At 51.6% G+C, this 16,210-nt stretch carries 19 protein-coding genes; 10 read left to right on the top strand and 9 right to left on the bottom strand.

Features of this window, described 5'->3' with window-relative positions; all coding sequences use genetic code 11:
• Positions 1-12: 12 nt before the first annotated feature.
• The 8 genes from GQE98_RS17615 to GQE98_RS17650 all read left to right on the top strand — a co-directional run bounded on the left by GQE98_RS17615 (position 13) and on the right by GQE98_RS17650 (position 5,595).
• A complete protein-coding gene (locus GQE98_RS17615; protein WP_161317205.1) occupies positions 13-669 on the top strand; it encodes a 50S ribosomal protein L25/general stress protein Ctc in 657 nt (218 codons plus the stop codon).
• A 10-nt stretch (positions 670-679) separates the two neighbouring features.
• A complete protein-coding gene (gene pth / locus GQE98_RS17620) occupies positions 680-1,288 on the top strand; it encodes an aminoacyl-tRNA hydrolase (protein WP_214646508.1) in 609 nt (202 codons plus the stop codon).
• Between the two features lie 2 nt (positions 1,289-1,290).
• Complete coding sequence (gene ychF / locus GQE98_RS17625; RefSeq protein ID WP_161317209.1) at positions 1,291-2,388, top strand: redox-regulated ATPase YchF; 1,098 nt, start codon at positions 1,291-1,293, stop codon at positions 2,386-2,388.
• Between the two features lie 72 nt (positions 2,389-2,460).
• Positions 2,461-2,928 (top strand): MaoC family dehydratase, encoded by a 468-nt coding sequence (locus GQE98_RS17630; RefSeq protein ID WP_161317210.1) that lies wholly within the window; start codon positions 2,461-2,463, stop codon positions 2,926-2,928.
• Positions 2,925-3,374 (top strand): MaoC family dehydratase, encoded by a 450-nt coding sequence (locus GQE98_RS17635; protein ID WP_161317212.1) that lies wholly within the window; start codon positions 2,925-2,927, stop codon positions 3,372-3,374. The genes GQE98_RS17630 and GQE98_RS17635 overlap by 4 nt, the downstream gene beginning before the upstream one ends.
• A 108-nt stretch (positions 3,375-3,482) precedes the next feature.
• Complete coding sequence (locus GQE98_RS17640) at positions 3,483-4,454, top strand: SPFH domain-containing protein (RefSeq protein ID WP_161317214.1); 972 nt, start codon at positions 3,483-3,485, stop codon at positions 4,452-4,454.
• Positions 4,455-4,459: 5 nt separating this feature from the next.
• The gene (locus GQE98_RS17645) at positions 4,460-4,927 is read left to right on the top strand and encodes an NfeD family protein (protein ID WP_161317216.1); all 468 of its coding nucleotides are present in this window, start codon (positions 4,460-4,462) and stop codon (positions 4,925-4,927) included.
• Positions 4,928-4,938: 11 nt separating this feature from the next.
• Complete coding sequence (locus GQE98_RS17650) at positions 4,939-5,595, top strand: dienelactone hydrolase family protein (RefSeq protein WP_161317218.1); 657 nt, start codon at positions 4,939-4,941, stop codon at positions 5,593-5,595.
• A gap of 6 nt (positions 5,596-5,601) precedes the next feature.
• Here GQE98_RS17650 and GQE98_RS17655 read toward each other — a convergent pair whose 3' ends face one another.
• The 7 genes from GQE98_RS17655 to petA all read right to left on the bottom strand — a co-directional run bounded on the left by GQE98_RS17655 (position 5,602) and on the right by petA (position 11,286).
• The gene (locus GQE98_RS17655; protein ID WP_161317220.1) at positions 5,602-6,462 is read right to left on the bottom strand and encodes a VOC family protein; all 861 of its coding nucleotides are present in this window, start codon (positions 6,460-6,462) and stop codon (positions 5,602-5,604) included.
• A gap of 42 nt (positions 6,463-6,504) precedes the next feature.
• Entirely contained in the window at positions 6,505-7,128 is a 624-nt protein-coding gene (locus tag GQE98_RS17660) for a LysE family translocator (RefSeq protein WP_161317222.1), read from the bottom strand.
• A gap of 91 nt (positions 7,129-7,219) precedes the next feature.
• Positions 7,220-7,747 carry an adenine phosphoribosyltransferase gene (locus tag GQE98_RS17665; protein ID WP_161317224.1) on the bottom strand — a complete coding sequence of 176 codons (528 nt, stop codon included), beginning with the start codon at positions 7,745-7,747 and terminating at the stop codon, positions 7,220-7,222.
• Positions 7,748-7,760: 13 nt separating this feature from the next.
• Entirely contained in the window at positions 7,761-8,642 is an 882-nt protein-coding gene (locus GQE98_RS17670) for an S-methyl-5'-thioadenosine phosphorylase (RefSeq protein WP_161317226.1), read from the bottom strand.
• 106 nt (positions 8,643-8,748) lie between these two features.
• Positions 8,749-9,516, bottom strand: a complete 768-nt coding sequence (locus tag GQE98_RS17675) for a cytochrome c1 (protein WP_161317228.1) — start codon at positions 9,514-9,516, stop codon at positions 8,749-8,751.
• The gene (locus GQE98_RS17680) at positions 9,509-10,747 is read right to left on the bottom strand and encodes a cytochrome b (RefSeq protein ID WP_161317230.1); all 1,239 of its coding nucleotides are present in this window, start codon (positions 10,745-10,747) and stop codon (positions 9,509-9,511) included. Before GQE98_RS17680 ends, GQE98_RS17675 begins: the two co-directional genes overlap by 8 nt.
• An 11-nt stretch (positions 10,748-10,758) precedes the next feature.
• Entirely contained in the window at positions 10,759-11,286 is a 528-nt protein-coding gene (gene petA / locus GQE98_RS17685; RefSeq protein ID WP_161317232.1) for a ubiquinol-cytochrome c reductase iron-sulfur subunit, read from the bottom strand.
• A 149-nt stretch (positions 11,287-11,435) separates the two neighbouring features.
• Between petA and GQE98_RS17690 the strand changes: the two genes are divergently transcribed.
• The gene (locus tag GQE98_RS17690) at positions 11,436-11,903 is read left to right on the top strand and encodes a tRNA (cytidine(34)-2'-O)-methyltransferase (RefSeq protein ID WP_161317425.1); all 468 of its coding nucleotides are present in this window, start codon (positions 11,436-11,438) and stop codon (positions 11,901-11,903) included.
• A 14-nt stretch (positions 11,904-11,917) separates the two neighbouring features.
• Complete coding sequence (gene hemF / locus GQE98_RS17695) at positions 11,918-12,769, top strand: oxygen-dependent coproporphyrinogen oxidase (protein ID WP_161317234.1); 852 nt, start codon at positions 11,918-11,920, stop codon at positions 12,767-12,769.
• Between the two features lie 372 nt (positions 12,770-13,141).
• Here hemF and ftsZ read toward each other — a convergent pair whose 3' ends face one another.
• Positions 13,142-14,842 carry a cell division protein FtsZ gene (ftsZ, locus tag GQE98_RS17700; protein WP_161317236.1) on the bottom strand — a complete coding sequence of 567 codons (1,701 nt, stop codon included), beginning with the start codon at positions 14,840-14,842 and terminating at the stop codon, positions 13,142-13,144.
• Between the two features lie 108 nt (positions 14,843-14,950).
• Entirely contained in the window at positions 14,951-16,192 is a 1,242-nt protein-coding gene (gene ftsA, locus GQE98_RS17705; RefSeq protein WP_161317238.1) for a cell division protein FtsA, read from the bottom strand.
• Positions 16,193-16,210 lie beyond the last annotated feature (18 nt).

The following is a 16,210-nucleotide window of genomic DNA, read 5'->3' on the forward strand; positions in this document are numbered from 1 at the left end:
AGGAGATATACAATGAGCGAAAATGCAGTGCTAATTGCAGAAACGCGTGACCGGGTCGGAAAGGGGACCTCCCGTGCATTGCGTCGTGACGGTCGGACACCCGCCGTCATTTATGGTGACAAAAAGACCCCTATTTCCATTTCCCTGGAAACCAAAGAGCTTGTGAAGACCATTAATCATGGCGCCTTCCTTTCCACAGTTTTCACTGTGCAGGTGGGAACTGATAAGCATAATGTACTGCCGCGTGACATGCAGTTACATCCGATCAATGATATGCCGGTGCATGTAGACTTCCTGCGCGTTTCCGCCAAATCACAGATTGCGGTCATGGTTGCCGTGAACTTCCTCAATGAAGAAGAATGTGTCGGCCTGAAACGTGGTGGCGTATTGAACGTTGTCCGTCATGAAGTTGAAATGATGGTACCCGCCGGAAATATCCCGGAATCGCTTGAGATCGACCTCCTGAACTTCGACATTGGTGACAGTGTTCATATTTCCGAGGTGACGCTGCCTGAAGGTACGCAGCCGACGATTACGGACCGCGACTTTACGATTGCAACAATCGCCGCACCGACTGTCGAACCGGAAACGTCTGAAGAGGAAGAAGGCGCAGAAGCCGACGCAGCCGCTGAGGACACAGGCGCAGAAGCCGAAGAATCCGAAGACTAATCGGGATGGTATGATGATTTTGCTGGTTGGCCTTGGAAATCCTGGTAAGGGATATGCAGGCAACCGGCATAATTTTGGATATATGGCGGTGGATGAAATTGTCCGCCGCCATTCCTTTATGCCGGAACGCGTTCGATTTCAAGGACTGGCTGCTGAGGGAAACATCGGCGGAACGAAGGTCCTTGCGCTAAAACCCACGACCTACATGAACCTGTCCGGGCAATCCGTTGGCGAAGCCGCACGGTTTTACAAAATCCCTCTCGAGAATATCATCGTCTTCCATGATGAACTGGATTTGCCGCTCGGGAAAGTGCGCGTAAAAACCGGCGGTGGACATGGCGGAAACAACGGTATTCGCTCTATCACCGATCATATCGGTGCCGATTTCTGCAGGGTTCGATTAGGGGTCGGGCATCCCGGAGAAAAGCATCTGGTTTCAGGTCATGTTCTCAAGGATTTTGCAAAAGCCGAAATGCCCGCAGTAGAAAAAATTATCGAAAGTATCGCGCGTCATACTGAACTTATCGTGACCGGAGATACGTCAAGCTTTATGAACAAGATCGCCCTCGACATTGCGCCGCCAAAAGAAAAGCGAGCCGAGAAAAAAGAAGGAAACTGAGTATGGGCTTTAAATGCGGAATAGTTGGCCTTCCCAATGTCGGCAAATCAACTCTTTTCAACGCCCTGACGCAAACAGCGCAGGCAGCAGCGGAGAACTATCCCTTCTGCACGATTGAGCCGAACCTCGGTCAGGTTCCTGTGCCGGATGAACGGATGGAAAAATTGGCACAGTTGGCCGGTTCCAAGGAGATCATCCCAACACAGCTTACCTTCGTCGATATCGCCGGGCTGGTCCGTGGTGCGGCAAGTGGTGAAGGCCTTGGCAACAAGTTCCTTGCGCATATTCGGGAGGTAGACGCCATCATCCAGGTTGTCCGCTGCTTCGAGGATGATGACATTACCCATGTCGACGGAAAAATCGACCCGCTATCCGATATTGAAACCATCGAGACCGAGCTAATGCTCGCGGATTTAGAGAGCCTCGAAAAGCGGACGGAAGCACTGGTTAAAAAAATTCGCGGCGGAGACAAGGAAGCCAAGAAGCAGGCGGAATTGATTGACCGTGCGCTTGCTGTTTTACACGACGGAAAACCAGCTCGTCTTGTCGAACTAGCGGATGAAGAAGTGAAAATCTTCCGCAATCTACATCTCCTGACCCAAAAGCCGGTTCTGTATGTTTGCAACGTTGAGGAAGGAAGCGCCGCAACGGGCAATGCCTACTCGGATAAAGTAAAGACAAAGGCGGAGGCGGAGAATGCCGGTACTGTTGTAATATCGGCGGCGATTGAGGCCGAGGTCGCCCAGCTCGATGCGGAAGAGCGCGCGGAATTTCTTTCCGATCTCGGACTCGTTGAAACAGGGCTTGGGCGTATTATTCGGGCTGGATATGATTTGCTCGATCTAATCACCTATTTTACGGTCGGACCCAAAGAATGTCGGGCCTGGACCGTCACCAAAGGCACCAAAGCACCGCAGGCGGCCGGCGTCATTCATACCGATTTCGAAAAAGGCTTTATTCGCGCTGAAACTATCGCGTACCCTGCCTATGTGGAACAAGGCGGAGAAAGCGGTGCAAAGGAAGCTGGCCTCATGCGGCTGGAAGGGAAGGAATATGTCGTCGATGACGGCGATGTCCTGCATTTCAGATTTGCCAATTAAGCCCCTGCCCTGACCTTTGAAAAAGCAGTAAATGCGCAAACGATCGAAACAAGATCAGAAGGTGAAGTAAAAATGCGTTATTGGGAAGATTTTACCGTCGGCATGGTTTTGGAGTTCGGCGGATACGAAGTGACAGAAGAAGAGATAATTGAATTCGCGACTGAATTTGATCCCCAATCTTTTCACATCGATAAAGATGCCGCAAAAGAGCATTTTTTCGGCGGCATAATTGCGAGTGGCTGGCATACAGGCTCAATGTGCATGAGAATGATGGTTGATCATTATATCGGGGATTCTGCCTCCATGGGGTCGCCGGGCATTGAACAGCTTCGTTGGAAAAAGCCAGTACGGCCGGGCGAAATCCTTCAGGTAAAAGCCGAGGTTCTTGACCGCAGCCTTCCAAAAAGCCGTCCTGAGCTTGGTTTTGTCAAATTTTCCCATACCGTCCTTAATCAGAAGGGCGAGGTTAAGATGACCATGATTTCGAGTGGCATGTTCCTGCGCAATCCAGAAAACTCTGCGACGGAGGCATCCCAATGACCAAGATTTATTTCGAGGATATTGCCGTTGGGGATACAACAACCTCCCATAGCAGGACTGTCACGAAAGAGGAAATTATCGACTTTGCACGCAAGTATGACCCGCAATCATTCCATATAGATGAAGAAGCAGCAAAAAAGAGCATCTATGGCGGGTTGATCGCTTCCGGCTGGCATACGGCGTCAAATCTGATGCGGCTTCTCGTTGATAATGCGACGAATAATCGCGCCGGCCTGGGATCACCAGGGTTTGACGATTTACGCTGGGTCCGGCCGGTTCGGCCAGGCGATAGTCTGCGCTATGAATCCACAGTTGTTGAAACAAGAAAATCCGCATCCCGACCTGAGATGGGAATTGTTCGCGCAGACGTCAATCTCCTCAACCAGAATGACGAAATAGTGCTCAGCCTGAAATCCATTGGCATGGTGAAAACGCGTCCCATATAAAGCTGAAGGGATTTCACGGCCCGGTGGATTTTTAACTTAGGCCTAACGACTTTACATTATATAGTCCGATGTGCCTGATATTTAATCGGCAATTCTAGGGGTAGTGAAATGGATTTTTTCTTGTCTGGCTTCGCGATATTCGTTGTCGTTCTGGTCCTTCTGGCCATTATCATTGTCTTTATGGGCGTGACCATAGTACCGCAAGGCTATCAATATACCATTGAGCGCTTTGGCCGATATACCCGAAGCCTACACCCGGGCCTTGGCCTCATCCTCCCCTTCATCGATCGTATTGGCGGCAGAATCAATATGATGGAGCAGGTGCTCGATATTCCGACACAGGAAGTGATTTCCCGTGATAATGCCATGGTGCAGGTCGACGGCGTCCTCTTCTATCAGGTTCTGGATGCCGCAAAATCCGCCTATGAAGTGCGCGACCTGGAGCGTGCCATTCAAAATCTGGCGCAGACAAACCTCAGAACGGTGCTGGGCTCAATGGATCTCGATGAAGCCTTGAGCCAGCGTGATGCGATTAACGTCCGCCTTCTTAATGTCATTGATCAGGCTTCCACACCCTGGGGCCTTAAGGTCACCCGCGTCGAGATTAAGGATATTACGCCGCCGCTCGATCTTGTTGAAGCGATGGGACGACAGATGAAGGCGGAGCGCTTGAAACGCGCCGTTATTCTGGAAGCCGAAGGTGTTCGCCAGTCTGAAATCCTGAAAGCTGAAGGGGAAAAGAAAGCCGCGATCCTGGAAGCAGAAGGCCGGAGAGAGGCTGCGTTTCGCGACGCTGAAGCGCGGGAACGTCTGGCCGAAGCTGAAGCAAAGGCCACTCATGATGTATCAGAGGCCATTGCAGCAGGCGATATTCAGTCTATCAATTACTTCATTGCCCAGAAGTACACGGAAGCAATGAAGGAAATCGGCATGGCCCGCAATTCAAAAGTTGTCCTTATGCCTATGGAAGCAAGTGCCCTGGTTGGTTCGCTTGGCGGTATCGGGGCAATTGCAAAAGAAGTCTTTGGCAAGGATAGTGGTAAGAGCCGTTCGAGCGGTTCTGTTCCCACTGTTGAGTAACGCCCATGCTTGATCCTTTTATTACCTGGCTCGCAAATCTCGAATTCTGGTCCTGGTGGATCCTCGGTATTATATTAGTGATCCTGGAAATCTTCGCGCCCAGCACTATCTTTCTCTGGCTTGGTATATCTGCGGGACTGGTCGGTTTTGTTGCGTGGGCTTTTCCAGATATGCGTTGGGAATACCAATGGATCCTGTTCGCCATTATCGCGATTGCCAGTATTCTTATCTCCCGTCTATTCCTGAAAAGGCACCCAGGAGTTGAAGACAATATCACACTCAACCAACGCGGGGCGCAATATGTCGGCCGCCACTTTACCCTGACGGAGCCAATCCGCAATGGTCGGGGAAAGATCCATGTTGATGATACCCAGTGGTCCGTTGAAGGGCCAGATATGGGACCTGGTGAGGTGGTCAATGTAACCGGTGTTGACGGTATACTTCTCATCGTTGAACCTGTCACAAAGAAATAGGAGATAAAATATTGGGTGAAATAATTGAACTCACAGCTGCGGACGGCCATAAGTTAAATGCCTATAAGGCGACACCGACGGCAACTGCCAAGGGGGGCGTCGTCATTCTGCAGGAAATTTTTGGCGTGAACAGCCATATAAAGAATGTATGTGATGGCTACGCCAAGCAGGGCTATGTCGCTATAGCCCCAGCCCTGTTTGACCGGGTCGCTCCCAACATCACGCTCGCCTATGAACAGGATGATATCCAGCAGGGGCTCGGGTACATGAAGAAGGTTGACAGCGATGACGCCCTTAAAGACATTGATGCTGCGGCCAAGTTACTGGCTGACGCCGGTAACGTCGCCGTGATCGGATATTGCTGGGGCGGTAGCCTCGCCTATCTCGCCGCTTGTCGCCTGCCATCTATCGATAAGGCCGTTGGGTATTACGGCGGACAGATCCCTCAAACTATTGAAGAAGAACCCAAAGTGCCGATCATCCTGCATTTTGGCGATAAAGACGCTTCGATCCCGATGTCCGCAGTGGAGGATGTAAAAACCAGGCGGCCGGATATTCCCGTTTACGTTTATCCCGCGGGTCACGGGTTTAATTGTGATCATCGCGGTAGTTACGATGCGGAATCCGCTCATCTTGCACTTGAGCGTACACTTGAATTCATAGGCTGAACTGAACTAGCCGGCTGTAAATTCCAGCAATAGGCCGCAGGCTTGCGTCGGGTTTACCCGAAGGGTGCCATTCGCAATTTTCTGCGGCTTAATACCTTTTTCCGATAAGAACTGCGCAGTCTGATCCAGTTCTTCGACGGCAACGGTCATCGCGATTAAGTGCGGCAACGACGGCATTTCATCTGAAATCGTCAGGCCCGGAAATAACAGGTCAATATCCCGATCGTTTACAAAAATCAGGCTTCCAAGTCCAAAGCGCACTGTTAGGGTATTGTCGGTAAGGGTGACATTGATGGAACCACAAAGCCGCTGATAATAGGGTGCAATCTCGCCAGGGTTTTCCACTACCACAACAACAGAATTTATATATTTTGCCCCATTCGGATGGCTGAGCCACTCCGGTCGACGCACTATCTCGGGCGTTAAGTGATGACAGATGAATAGATTTTTCGCGGTCAATCCTGCGGAGGATGATAACCGGATCAGCTTGAATTCCGGCAGCACATCACCTTCCGGCAGTTCCAGTTTACGCTTCAGTACCAGCAACTCTGACGGTTCCAGTCCATCCTCAGACAGTGATTGATAGGTGACGTCTGGGTCATCACTGGCAAGAGCCACACCAAGCAACCCCTCCCCGCGCTCACCAAGGGCGCGATCAAGTCCGTTGGTCTCTAAAGACGGATCCACGATACCAAGGAGCTCGATATAGTCCTCCTCGAACATAACGCAGTAATTTGCCGTTCCCCAACCAATGTGCGATCCACGCGGTGTCGCGGTAAACCCAAGGCTTTCATATATAGATCGCGCATTTTCAAGGTTCTCAACCCCAATCAGGACATGATCAATTCCGGTTATATTATGCAGCATTCCCTACTCCGATTTAATTTCAGCGATCGGTTATAAGCTAATTCACGCCGTGCGACGGACAAGAGCCGTCAGCAATCCTGCGCCAATCAAGAAGCTTGCGCCCAAACGATTCACAACCTTCAACACCCTGGGATTTTTAAACCGCGCCCTCAAATTACTGACCAGGAAAGCCCAGATTGCAACATTTATTGCAGCCAACACAAGGAAAGTCACTTCCAAAATCATAAATTGTATAAACAAAGGCTCATTTACAGTCACGAATTGTGGAACGAAAGCGACAAAGAAAACAATACTTTTCGGGTTGAGGGCGGTGACAATATAAGTGGCGCGAAACATTGCCGCCTTAGATGCTGCCTTAGTTGAGTGAACGGTGCTCATGCCACCCTCTGCCCGCCAGAGCCTGATACCGAGCCAAACGAGATATATTGCACCCAGTATTTTTAACGCCGTAAAAAGCGTTGCCGAAGTCGCAAGGACTGCACCGGCCCCCAATAAGGAGGCTGTCATTGCGGTAAAATCCCCGAGTGTGACACCGGGGACTGTCGCCCAAGCGGTGCTCCGGCCCTGACCTAGCGCATAGCTTATAACAATCATCACAGTCGGCCCTGGAATGGCAAGAAGGGCCGCACTGGCAATGAAGAACGATATCCAGATTTCGAACGACATATCTAGTTCCTCATAATATGCCTTTTAATCAGCAAAGACATAGCTGGCGAAAAATGACAAGTGCCTGCTTATAATCTGGCAAGAAGTCGGTTTAATCCCCTTCAAACTCACAGAGGGTGCGGACGTTGACACCCATCGCGGCAATTCGCTTGGCCCCGCCGATATCCGGCAAATCAATGACAAAGGCGGCCCCGATCACGGTGCCCCCCGCATGACGAATAAGGTTGATCGCCGCGGCAGCCGTGCCGCCAGTAGCAATAAGATCATCAACCAGCAGGACATTCTCCCCTTCTTTTATGGCATCCTGATGAACTTCCACTGTGTCGGTGCCATACTCAAGATCATATTCTTCGCTGTGGACAGCACCCGGGAGTTTGCCTTTTTTTCGAACCGGAACGAACCCGACGCTGAGTTGATGAGCGATAGCACCGCCAAGCACGAACCCCCGGGCCTCAATTCCCGCGACCTTGTCAATCCGTACCCCCGCATAAGGCCAGACAAGTTGATCAACAACATGACGAAAGCCACGCGCATCCTGCCAGAGGGTGGTGATATCACGGAACAATATTCCCTTTTTCGGGTAATCAGGAATTGTCCGAATAACAGATTTTATATCCATAATGGCCTCTTGCCTAGAGTACGCGGCCTGCCACAGCCGCAAGTTTTTTCATGAGGACCGGATCCCGCGCTTCGGGAGCCGTGATTAAGGCATTGTCCAAGGCATGATGACAGCCTGCCGAACAGGCAGTAGCCCGCCCCTTAAGCACAGGGACCACTGTTTCTATCAGGCTGCGGGCTTTCTCCCCATTTTTCATCAGCACCTCGATAATTGTTAAGACTTCAACCGCGTCATGATCAGGGTGCCAACAGTCATAATCAGTTACCATGGCAACGGTCGCATAACACATCTCAGCTTCCCGGGCGAGTTTGGCTTCTGGCATATTTGTCATACCAATCACCTGACACCCCCAGCTCCGATAGAGTTCTGATTCGGCAAGGCTCGAGAATTGCGGTCCCTCCATCGCGAGATATGTCCCGCCCCGATGCACAGAGATACCCACTTGGCGTGCCGCATCCTCCAACTTATCTCCAAGACGAGAACAAACCGGATTTGCCATGCTGATATGGGCGACGAGCCCAGTGCCAAAGAAGCTTTTCTTGCGATCAATTGTCCGGTCGATGAACTGATCGATGATTACGAAAGTTCCAGGCGCAAGCTCTTTCTCAAATGAACCGCAGGCGCTTACAGAGATAATTTCCGTCACCCCCGCGCGTTTGAGCGCATCTATATTGGCCCTGTAGTTCACTTCCGCCGGCGGGATTCGATGTCCTCTTCCGTGGCGAGGCAAGAAGACCATCTGTACGCCGTCCAGCGTCCCAAACAGCAAGTCGTCTGAAGGCTGTCCGAAGGGGCTTTCAATGGTCCTCCAGTGCTTATCCTCAAGCGCATCAAGCCCATAAACACCACTTCCGCCGATCACACCGATAATCGGCTTACTACTTGATACGCTCATTCCCACCTCCAGCTTAGTATTAGCGAAAACCTAACCTTGAATACTTCGTTACGCCATAAAAAAGGGCGCCTCAATAAGCGCCCTTTTCTTGAAGTCACAAATGGTTTTAGTGAAGGTCAGACCAGACTTTCCGCTTCACCGCGTAGAAAACACCCGCAAGGATAAGCAGGAACAGGATCACCCGAAGACCAATGCTTTTGCGCTGCTCCAATTTGGGTTCAGCTGCCCAAGCCAGAAACACTGTCACATCTTTCGCCATCTGATCCACAGTAGCAGGCGTACCATCGGAATACTCAACGGCATCCTCCGATATTGGAGACGGCATAGCGATCTGATGTCCCGGGAAGTATGCGTTATAATTCATACCTTCTGCCAGGTTGAAATCAGCTGGCGCATCCACATACCCGGTCAACAGTGAATAAAGATAATTATCTCCGTTTGGACGTGCCTTGGTTATCAGCGAGAGATCCGGTGGGTAAGCCCCGCCATTGGACGCACGTGCTGCCTGTTCGTTCGGGAAGGGCGACGGAAACTTGTCGGACGGTTTACCCGGCCGATCAAACATTTCGCCGTCACCGTCCGGACCGTCCAGATAATCGGACTCCGCTGCAAGTGCCTTAATTTCTTCTTCACTGAAACCAAGATCGGAGAGTGTGCGGAAGGCGACTAGGCCGAGCCCATGACAGCCGGCACAGACTTCGCGGTACACCTGAAGGCCACGCTGTGCCGCAGCGCGGTCATAAGTTCCAAAAATACCGCCATGTTTCCAGGCCACGGATTTCAGTTCAACCGCTTCCCCGGCCGCCTGGGCAGTGCCCAGGCTTGTCAGGGAAACCAGAGCTGCAATGCTCAAAGACGTCAATAATTTAAGCATTGGCCGCCTCCTCACTCGCGGGTTTCTTGGACAAAACATCCTCCGAGATACTCGCCGGTAACGGTTTTGGCTTTTCAAACAAGCCGACCAACGGCAACAAGATCAGGATATGCACGAAATAGTATATCGTGGCGATCCGGCCCCAAATAATATAAGCACCTTCTGCCGGCTTGCCGCCGATGTAGGTAAGCAGGATACAATCCGCTACAAACACCCAGAAGAGCTGCTTGTAGATCGGACGGAAGCGCGCGGAACGGATCCTGCTCTTATCCAGCCATGGCAGTGCAAACAGAACTGCAATCGCACCAAACATCAGCATAACACCACCGAGCTTGTCCGGAACCGCACGCAGGATCGCGTAGAATGGCAGGAAGTACCATTCAGGCACGATATGCGCCGGGGTTACCAGCGGATTGGCCGGAATGTAGTTGTCCGGATGGCCAAGATAGTTTGGCGCATAGAACAGGAAGGCTGAGAAGAAGATCAGGAAGATCGCCAGCCCGTACAGGTCCTTGACCGTGTAATAAGGATGGAAAGGAATGCTGTCCTGCTTGTCCTTCAGGTCCAGACCTGTCGGATTGTTCGAACCGTTCGTATGCAAAGCCCAGATATGCAGGATTACGATGCCAACAATCACGAAAGGCAACAGATAATGCAGGCTGAAGAAACGGTTAAGCGTTGGGTTATCCACCGCGAAACCACCCCACAACCAGGTCACAATGCTGTCGCCCACAACTGGAATAGCACCGAACAGGTTGGTGATAACGGTCGCGCCCCAGAAGCTCATCTGGCCCCAAGGAAGCACGTAGCCCATAAAGGCCGTTGCCATCATCAGCAGGAAGATTACCAAGCCTAGCCACCAGAGAAGTTCGCGTGGGGCCTTGTAGGAACCGTAGTAAAGCCCCCGGAAAATATGGAGATAGACGACGATGAAGAACATCGAGGCGCCATTGGCATGCATATACCTAAGCAGCCAACCATAATTCACGTCACGCATGATATGCTCAACGCTATTAAAGGCCATGTCGACATGCGGTGTGTAATGCATGGCAAGAACAATGCCGGTGACAATCTGGACTACCAGCATGACGCCGGCGAGAGAGCCAAAGGTCCACCAGTAACTCAGGTTTTTGGGTGTCGGATACTCATACAGGGCATGATGAAGCATCCCCGTGATCGGTAGCCGATCCTCTACCCACTTAACAGCTGGATTTTTAGGTTCAAAAGACATCTTGGGGCCCCCTACCCGATCTTGATATTGCTGTCGTTCAGGAACTCGTAAGGCGGAATGACCAGATTCGCTGGTGCCGGGCCCTTACGGATACGTCCTGACGTATCGTAATGCGATCCATGACAGGGACAGAACCATCCCCCGAAATCGCCTTGCCCTTTGAGCGGGACGCATCCCAGATGGGTGCAGATACCGACCATGATCAGCCATTCAGGATTAATCACCCGTTCGGAGTCTGGTTCCGGATCAGGTAAATCCGCGAGGTCGACATCTTCGGCCCTCTCGATATCCTCTTCTGTCCGATGTCTTACAAAAACCGGCTTGCCCTGCCAAACAACAGTGACTTCAGATCCGGTTTCAATGCCGTCAAGGTCGACTTCCGTCGTTGACAGCGCAAGAACATCCGCAGATGGGTTCATTTGCGAAATAAAGGGCCAGATGGCCGCTGCCGTCCCCACGGCACCAAGGCCGCCTGCAGCAATATAAAGAAAATCACGGCGCTTTACGCCGTTCTCTTCTTCAGGGGTGGTTGTCGTCATTTACTTTCCCCAAAGCCTATAAAAATAATTTTACCGCGCCCGCTTTTTGTCATCATAATGCCGACATGTCCAGCCCGAACGTGCCGAATGCGACAATAAAGCGCGCATTTTTTCTGTATTTGTTACAACACTCCCATTACAACAGCAAGATGCGACTTGCACTTTACCAACCAGATATAGCCCCCAACGTGGGAACCATGCTCAGATTGGGCGCCTGCCTAGGCGTTCCGGTCGATATTATCGAGCCTTGTGGCTTTCCTTTTGGCGCAAAGGACCTGCGACGGGCCGTGATGGACTATAGCGCCGCAGCAGATGTAACGCGCCATGTCTCATGGCAGGAGTTCACTAGGCACATAAGCGGAAAACGCCTCATATTACTTTCGACAAAAGCCGATACTGCCTACACGGATTTTACATTCACAGAATCGGATATTCTTCTTGTTGGTCGAGAGAGTGCCGGTGTGCCCGATGCAATCCATGATGCCGCAGATCATCGAGTACTTATCCCCATGACGAAAGGATTGCGTTCAATCAATGTCGCACTTTCGGCAGCTATGGTACTTGGTGAGGCGCTTCGGCAGACGGCTGATTTTCCTAACTCCTCTTCTTTTACTTAAAATTTGGTAAGTTCATGACAGATAGTACGACAGAATCCCAAAAAGCCCGGGCCGCGGAATGGTTTCGGTCATTGCGTGATCAGATACGTGATAGTTTCGAGACGCTGGAGCAGGAACTATCCGGCCAACTCTGCGATCGGGAGCCGGGACGGTTCGAGGTTACTAAATGGGATCGTGCGGGCGGTGGAGGCGGAGAAATGTCCGTCATGAAAGGCCGGGTATTCGAAAAAGTGGGCGTCAATATTTCAACGGTTCACGGCCAGTTTTCAGAGGAATTCAGAAAATCCATCCCAGGAACTGAGACCGATGGTTCTTTCTGGGCATGCGGCATATCCCTTGTCGCCCATATGCAGTCTCCCCTTGTTCCGGCGGTGCATATGAACACCCGCCACATTGTCACTGCCAATCACTGGTTTGGTGGCGGTGCAGACTTGACACCGATGTATCCTGACGAAAAGGACACCGATGATTTTCACTCAGCCCTAAAAACTGCGTGCGACCGACATGATGCGGAATATTACCCTAAATTCAAGAAATGGTGTGACGAGTATTTTTTCCTTCCCCACAGGAATGAACCACGAGGTGTCGGCGGAATTTTTTACGATCGGCTTGAAACGGAATGGGAAAAGGATTTTGCCTTTACGCAGGATGTCGGACGAGCCTTTCGGGATAGTTATCCGGAAATTGTTCGTCGTCATATGAACAAAGAATGGACCTCTGAACAGCGGGAGCATCAACTCATTCGCCGCGGTCGCTATGTCGAATTTAATCTCCTATACGATCGCGGGACAACCTTTGGCCTGAAAACCGGGGGGAATACAGATGCGATACTTATGTCCCTGCCACCAGAAGTGAAATGGCCGTAACAGAAGGAGATACTCCTTTTTACGCCAAGCTGTGACGCGGCGCACACCTCTTTTACTTGGGCGATGCGCCCTGACGGTGTAATATTTCCTTGTGATCGTGACTTAAAGAGGATTGGTTCGATGGTCAGATACAGATATAGCATCCTGGTTTTGATAGCAGACGCCCTGAAGAGCTTGCGTGCATATATGGCATGCCATGCATTAGGTGTTAAACCCTGTCATGGCTGTGACTGTATTTAATCCGAAAACCTTTTTTTTCCCCTCGACACAGATTAAAATACAGACGATTAATGGGCGAATTACCGCCGCGTAAGAAAAGCGTGAAACCAAGTCGGTTTCACGCTTTTTCTTTGTTCAGCTGGATTTGACTGATTAATTCGCCTGTCGACGAAGGAAAGCCGGGATATCAAGAAGATCTTCATCCTCTTGCTTTTGGTCAATTTTGACTGAAGACGTGACTTCCTTCCGAACTGACGGACTTTGTGGCGCGGCCGGTGCGGGAGCCGCAGGAGATGGCGCGACCCGAGCGCTCGTCGGCTCTTTACGCACTGGTGCGGGTACTTCTTCCGTCGCTGATTCCTTCCTGAACGTTCGGCTGACGCCTGTCATCCGTTCAAACAGGCTGGGGCCACGCTTCTTCGACTTCGGACCCGCAGCGTCCGCCAATGCCTGATGCGCATCAGGATTTACCAGTTTTTCCGGGCTTTTATCTACCTTAATCGCTGGCGGTGCATTGAAGGGGCTGTCTTTTCCCTCAATCTCTGACGGGGTCTGATCACTTTCTTCCATCTCTCCATCGATATCAGAAAGAAGGTCACGCTCCTGATCAACGGCAAGATTTCCACTCATATAACCGGCATCCGATGAGGTGGACCCCATTTCAAGATTTTCCGAAGAATTGTTTGCATCGCCAGCCTGTGCAACCGGCTGTCCTGAGAAATTACCGCCCGGCACCGTCGCACCAAATCCGGATGCAGAAATATCTGCGGCTGCCGGCACCATGGGCGCTGAATCGCTAGAGCCAGATGCCGAGAAAGATGCAGCCCTACCTTCGTTCTTCACAGAAAGAAGTGACGTTACATTCGGAGAATTGGCTTTCTGAGCTTCCAGCGCGTCAATACCGGTTGCAACGACCGATACCCTCATGCTGCCTTCCATCTCCGTATCGAAGGTGGATCCAACAATAATATTTGCTTCCGGGTCAACTTCACTGCGAATCCGGTTGGCTGCCTCATCCAGTTCATACAGAGTGAGATCCATGCCGCCCGTGATATTGATCAGAACGCCGCGCGCGCCTTTCATGGAGACGTCGTCAAGCAGTGGATTGGAGATGGCTGCCTCGGCCGCTTCAATCGCCCGATTTTCACCACTCGCCTCGCCAGTGCCCATCATGGCCTTGCCCATCTCGTTCATGACCGTATTCACGTCTGCGAAGTCGAGATTGATCAGGCCCGGCATCACCATGAGGTCGGTTACACCACGAACGCCGGAATGAAGGACTTCATCGGCCATGTTGAACGCATCGGCGAAAGTGGTTTTCTCATTCGCGATGCGGAAAAGATTCTGGTTCGGAATGATGATCAGCGTATCTACATAACGCTGCAACTCCTCAATGCCAGCTTCAGCAATCCGCATTCTGTGGTTACCTTCAAACTGGAAGGGCTTCGTTACCACGCCAACCGTCAGAATTCCTTTTTCGCGGGCTGCTCGTGCGACAACCGGCGCTGCGCCCGTTCCTGTACCACCGCCCATACCGGCAGTGATAAAACACATATGCACACCTTCAAGGTGTCCGGTGATTTCGTCGAGCGCTTCTTCCGCTGCACCTGCGCCGATATGCGGTTTCGATCCGGCGCCCAGCCCCTCGGTCAACTCAGCCCCCAGTTGAATGCGACGCTCAGCCAAGCTCTGCTTCAGAGCCTGCGCATCTGTATTGGCAACCACGAACTCCACGCCTTGAAGCTCGGAGGAAATCATGTTGTTTACCGCGTTACCACCAGCTCCTCCAACGCCTAATACCAAGATTTTCGGTTTTAGCTCAGCTTGCTCCGGCACTGACAAATTGATACTCACGGTACTCTCCTCCTCTACTACGCTGTCGTACAGCTAATTAATACCAAATATTGTGGTTAATGAAACCCTACTTCTCACTATATTGACAATTTTTATGCATTTTTTTGCCTAAAAATTCTCCTTGAACCAGTTTCCAACTCGTAAAAACCGGTTTTTTGGCGGCTTTTCCGCCACTGCCATCTTGATGCCTTCATCAAATCTCTCACGCACCGCGTAGGACAATAATCCGGCAACAGTTGTAAAAGCAGGCCCATCTGTCGCATCGGCCAGTCCCTTGACACGGATAGGTTTACCCATGCGGACCTGCTTGTCGAGAACCCGGGCGGTTAATTCCTGTACCCCGGATAGCTGCGTGGCTCCTCCACAAAGGACGGCTCGGCGTCCGGCGACCTTGTTAAATCCGGAGGCTAGCAGGCGATCATTAACCAGCTCGAGAATCTCCTCTATGCGCGGCTTGATAATACCAACCAGCATGGAACGCGGCACATGATTGGCGACATCATGATCTATTTCACCGATCAGCGGGACATCGATGATTTCCTTTTCATCTGCGGGGCTTGCGAGGGCATTTCCATAGAGCGTTTTCATTCGTTCCGCGTTGGCGAGCGTGGTGGATAACCCTCGCGCAATATCATTGCTGACATGCCCGCCGCCAACCGGGATCACCTCGTTATAGACCATCTCACCATCATAAAAGACGGCAAAGGAAGTTGACCCTCCCCCCATGTCAATTACGGTGACTCCAAGATCCATTTCATCCTCAACCAAGCAGGCGAGGCCGGACGCATATGGGGCAGAGACCATCCCCGCCACACCGAGATGGCAGCGTTCGACGCAATTGGCGAGATTACGCATATGACTGTTTTGCAAGGAAACCATATGCATGCTGACACCAAGGCTTTCACCATACATTCCGCGTGGATCGCGAATGCCTCGATTGCCATCGACGGTGTAGCCAACAGGAAGTGCATGGATAACCGTACGCCCTTCTGGCTGATAACTTGCACGAGCTTCCTTCAAGGTCCGCTGCAGATCTTTTTCCGTAATTTCCTGGCCACCGATCGACATTTCGACATCAACGGTTTGGGAGGCGGGTTTGCCCGCGGAAACACCCAGGAAAACCTCACGCACTGTCTCGCCAGCCATGCGCTCCGCCGCATCGACGGCAGAGCGAATTGCTTCCTCTGCCATTTCCATATTGGTAATTCCGCCAGCCCGCAAACCGCGGGAGACCTGATGGCCGATACCGGTTACACGGAGGCGCCCGGCCTCCTCTGTCGCGACAAAACAACATACTTTCGTCGAGCCGACATCCAGTGCTGCCAAAGGTCCATTACGTCCCGCTGCCATTACCTTTTCACCTGCTCC

Origin of the sequence: Sneathiella litorea, assembly GCF_009882915.1 — a bacterium.
Classification (GTDB): Bacteria; Pseudomonadota; Alphaproteobacteria; order Sneathiellales; family Sneathiellaceae; genus Sneathiella; species Sneathiella litorea.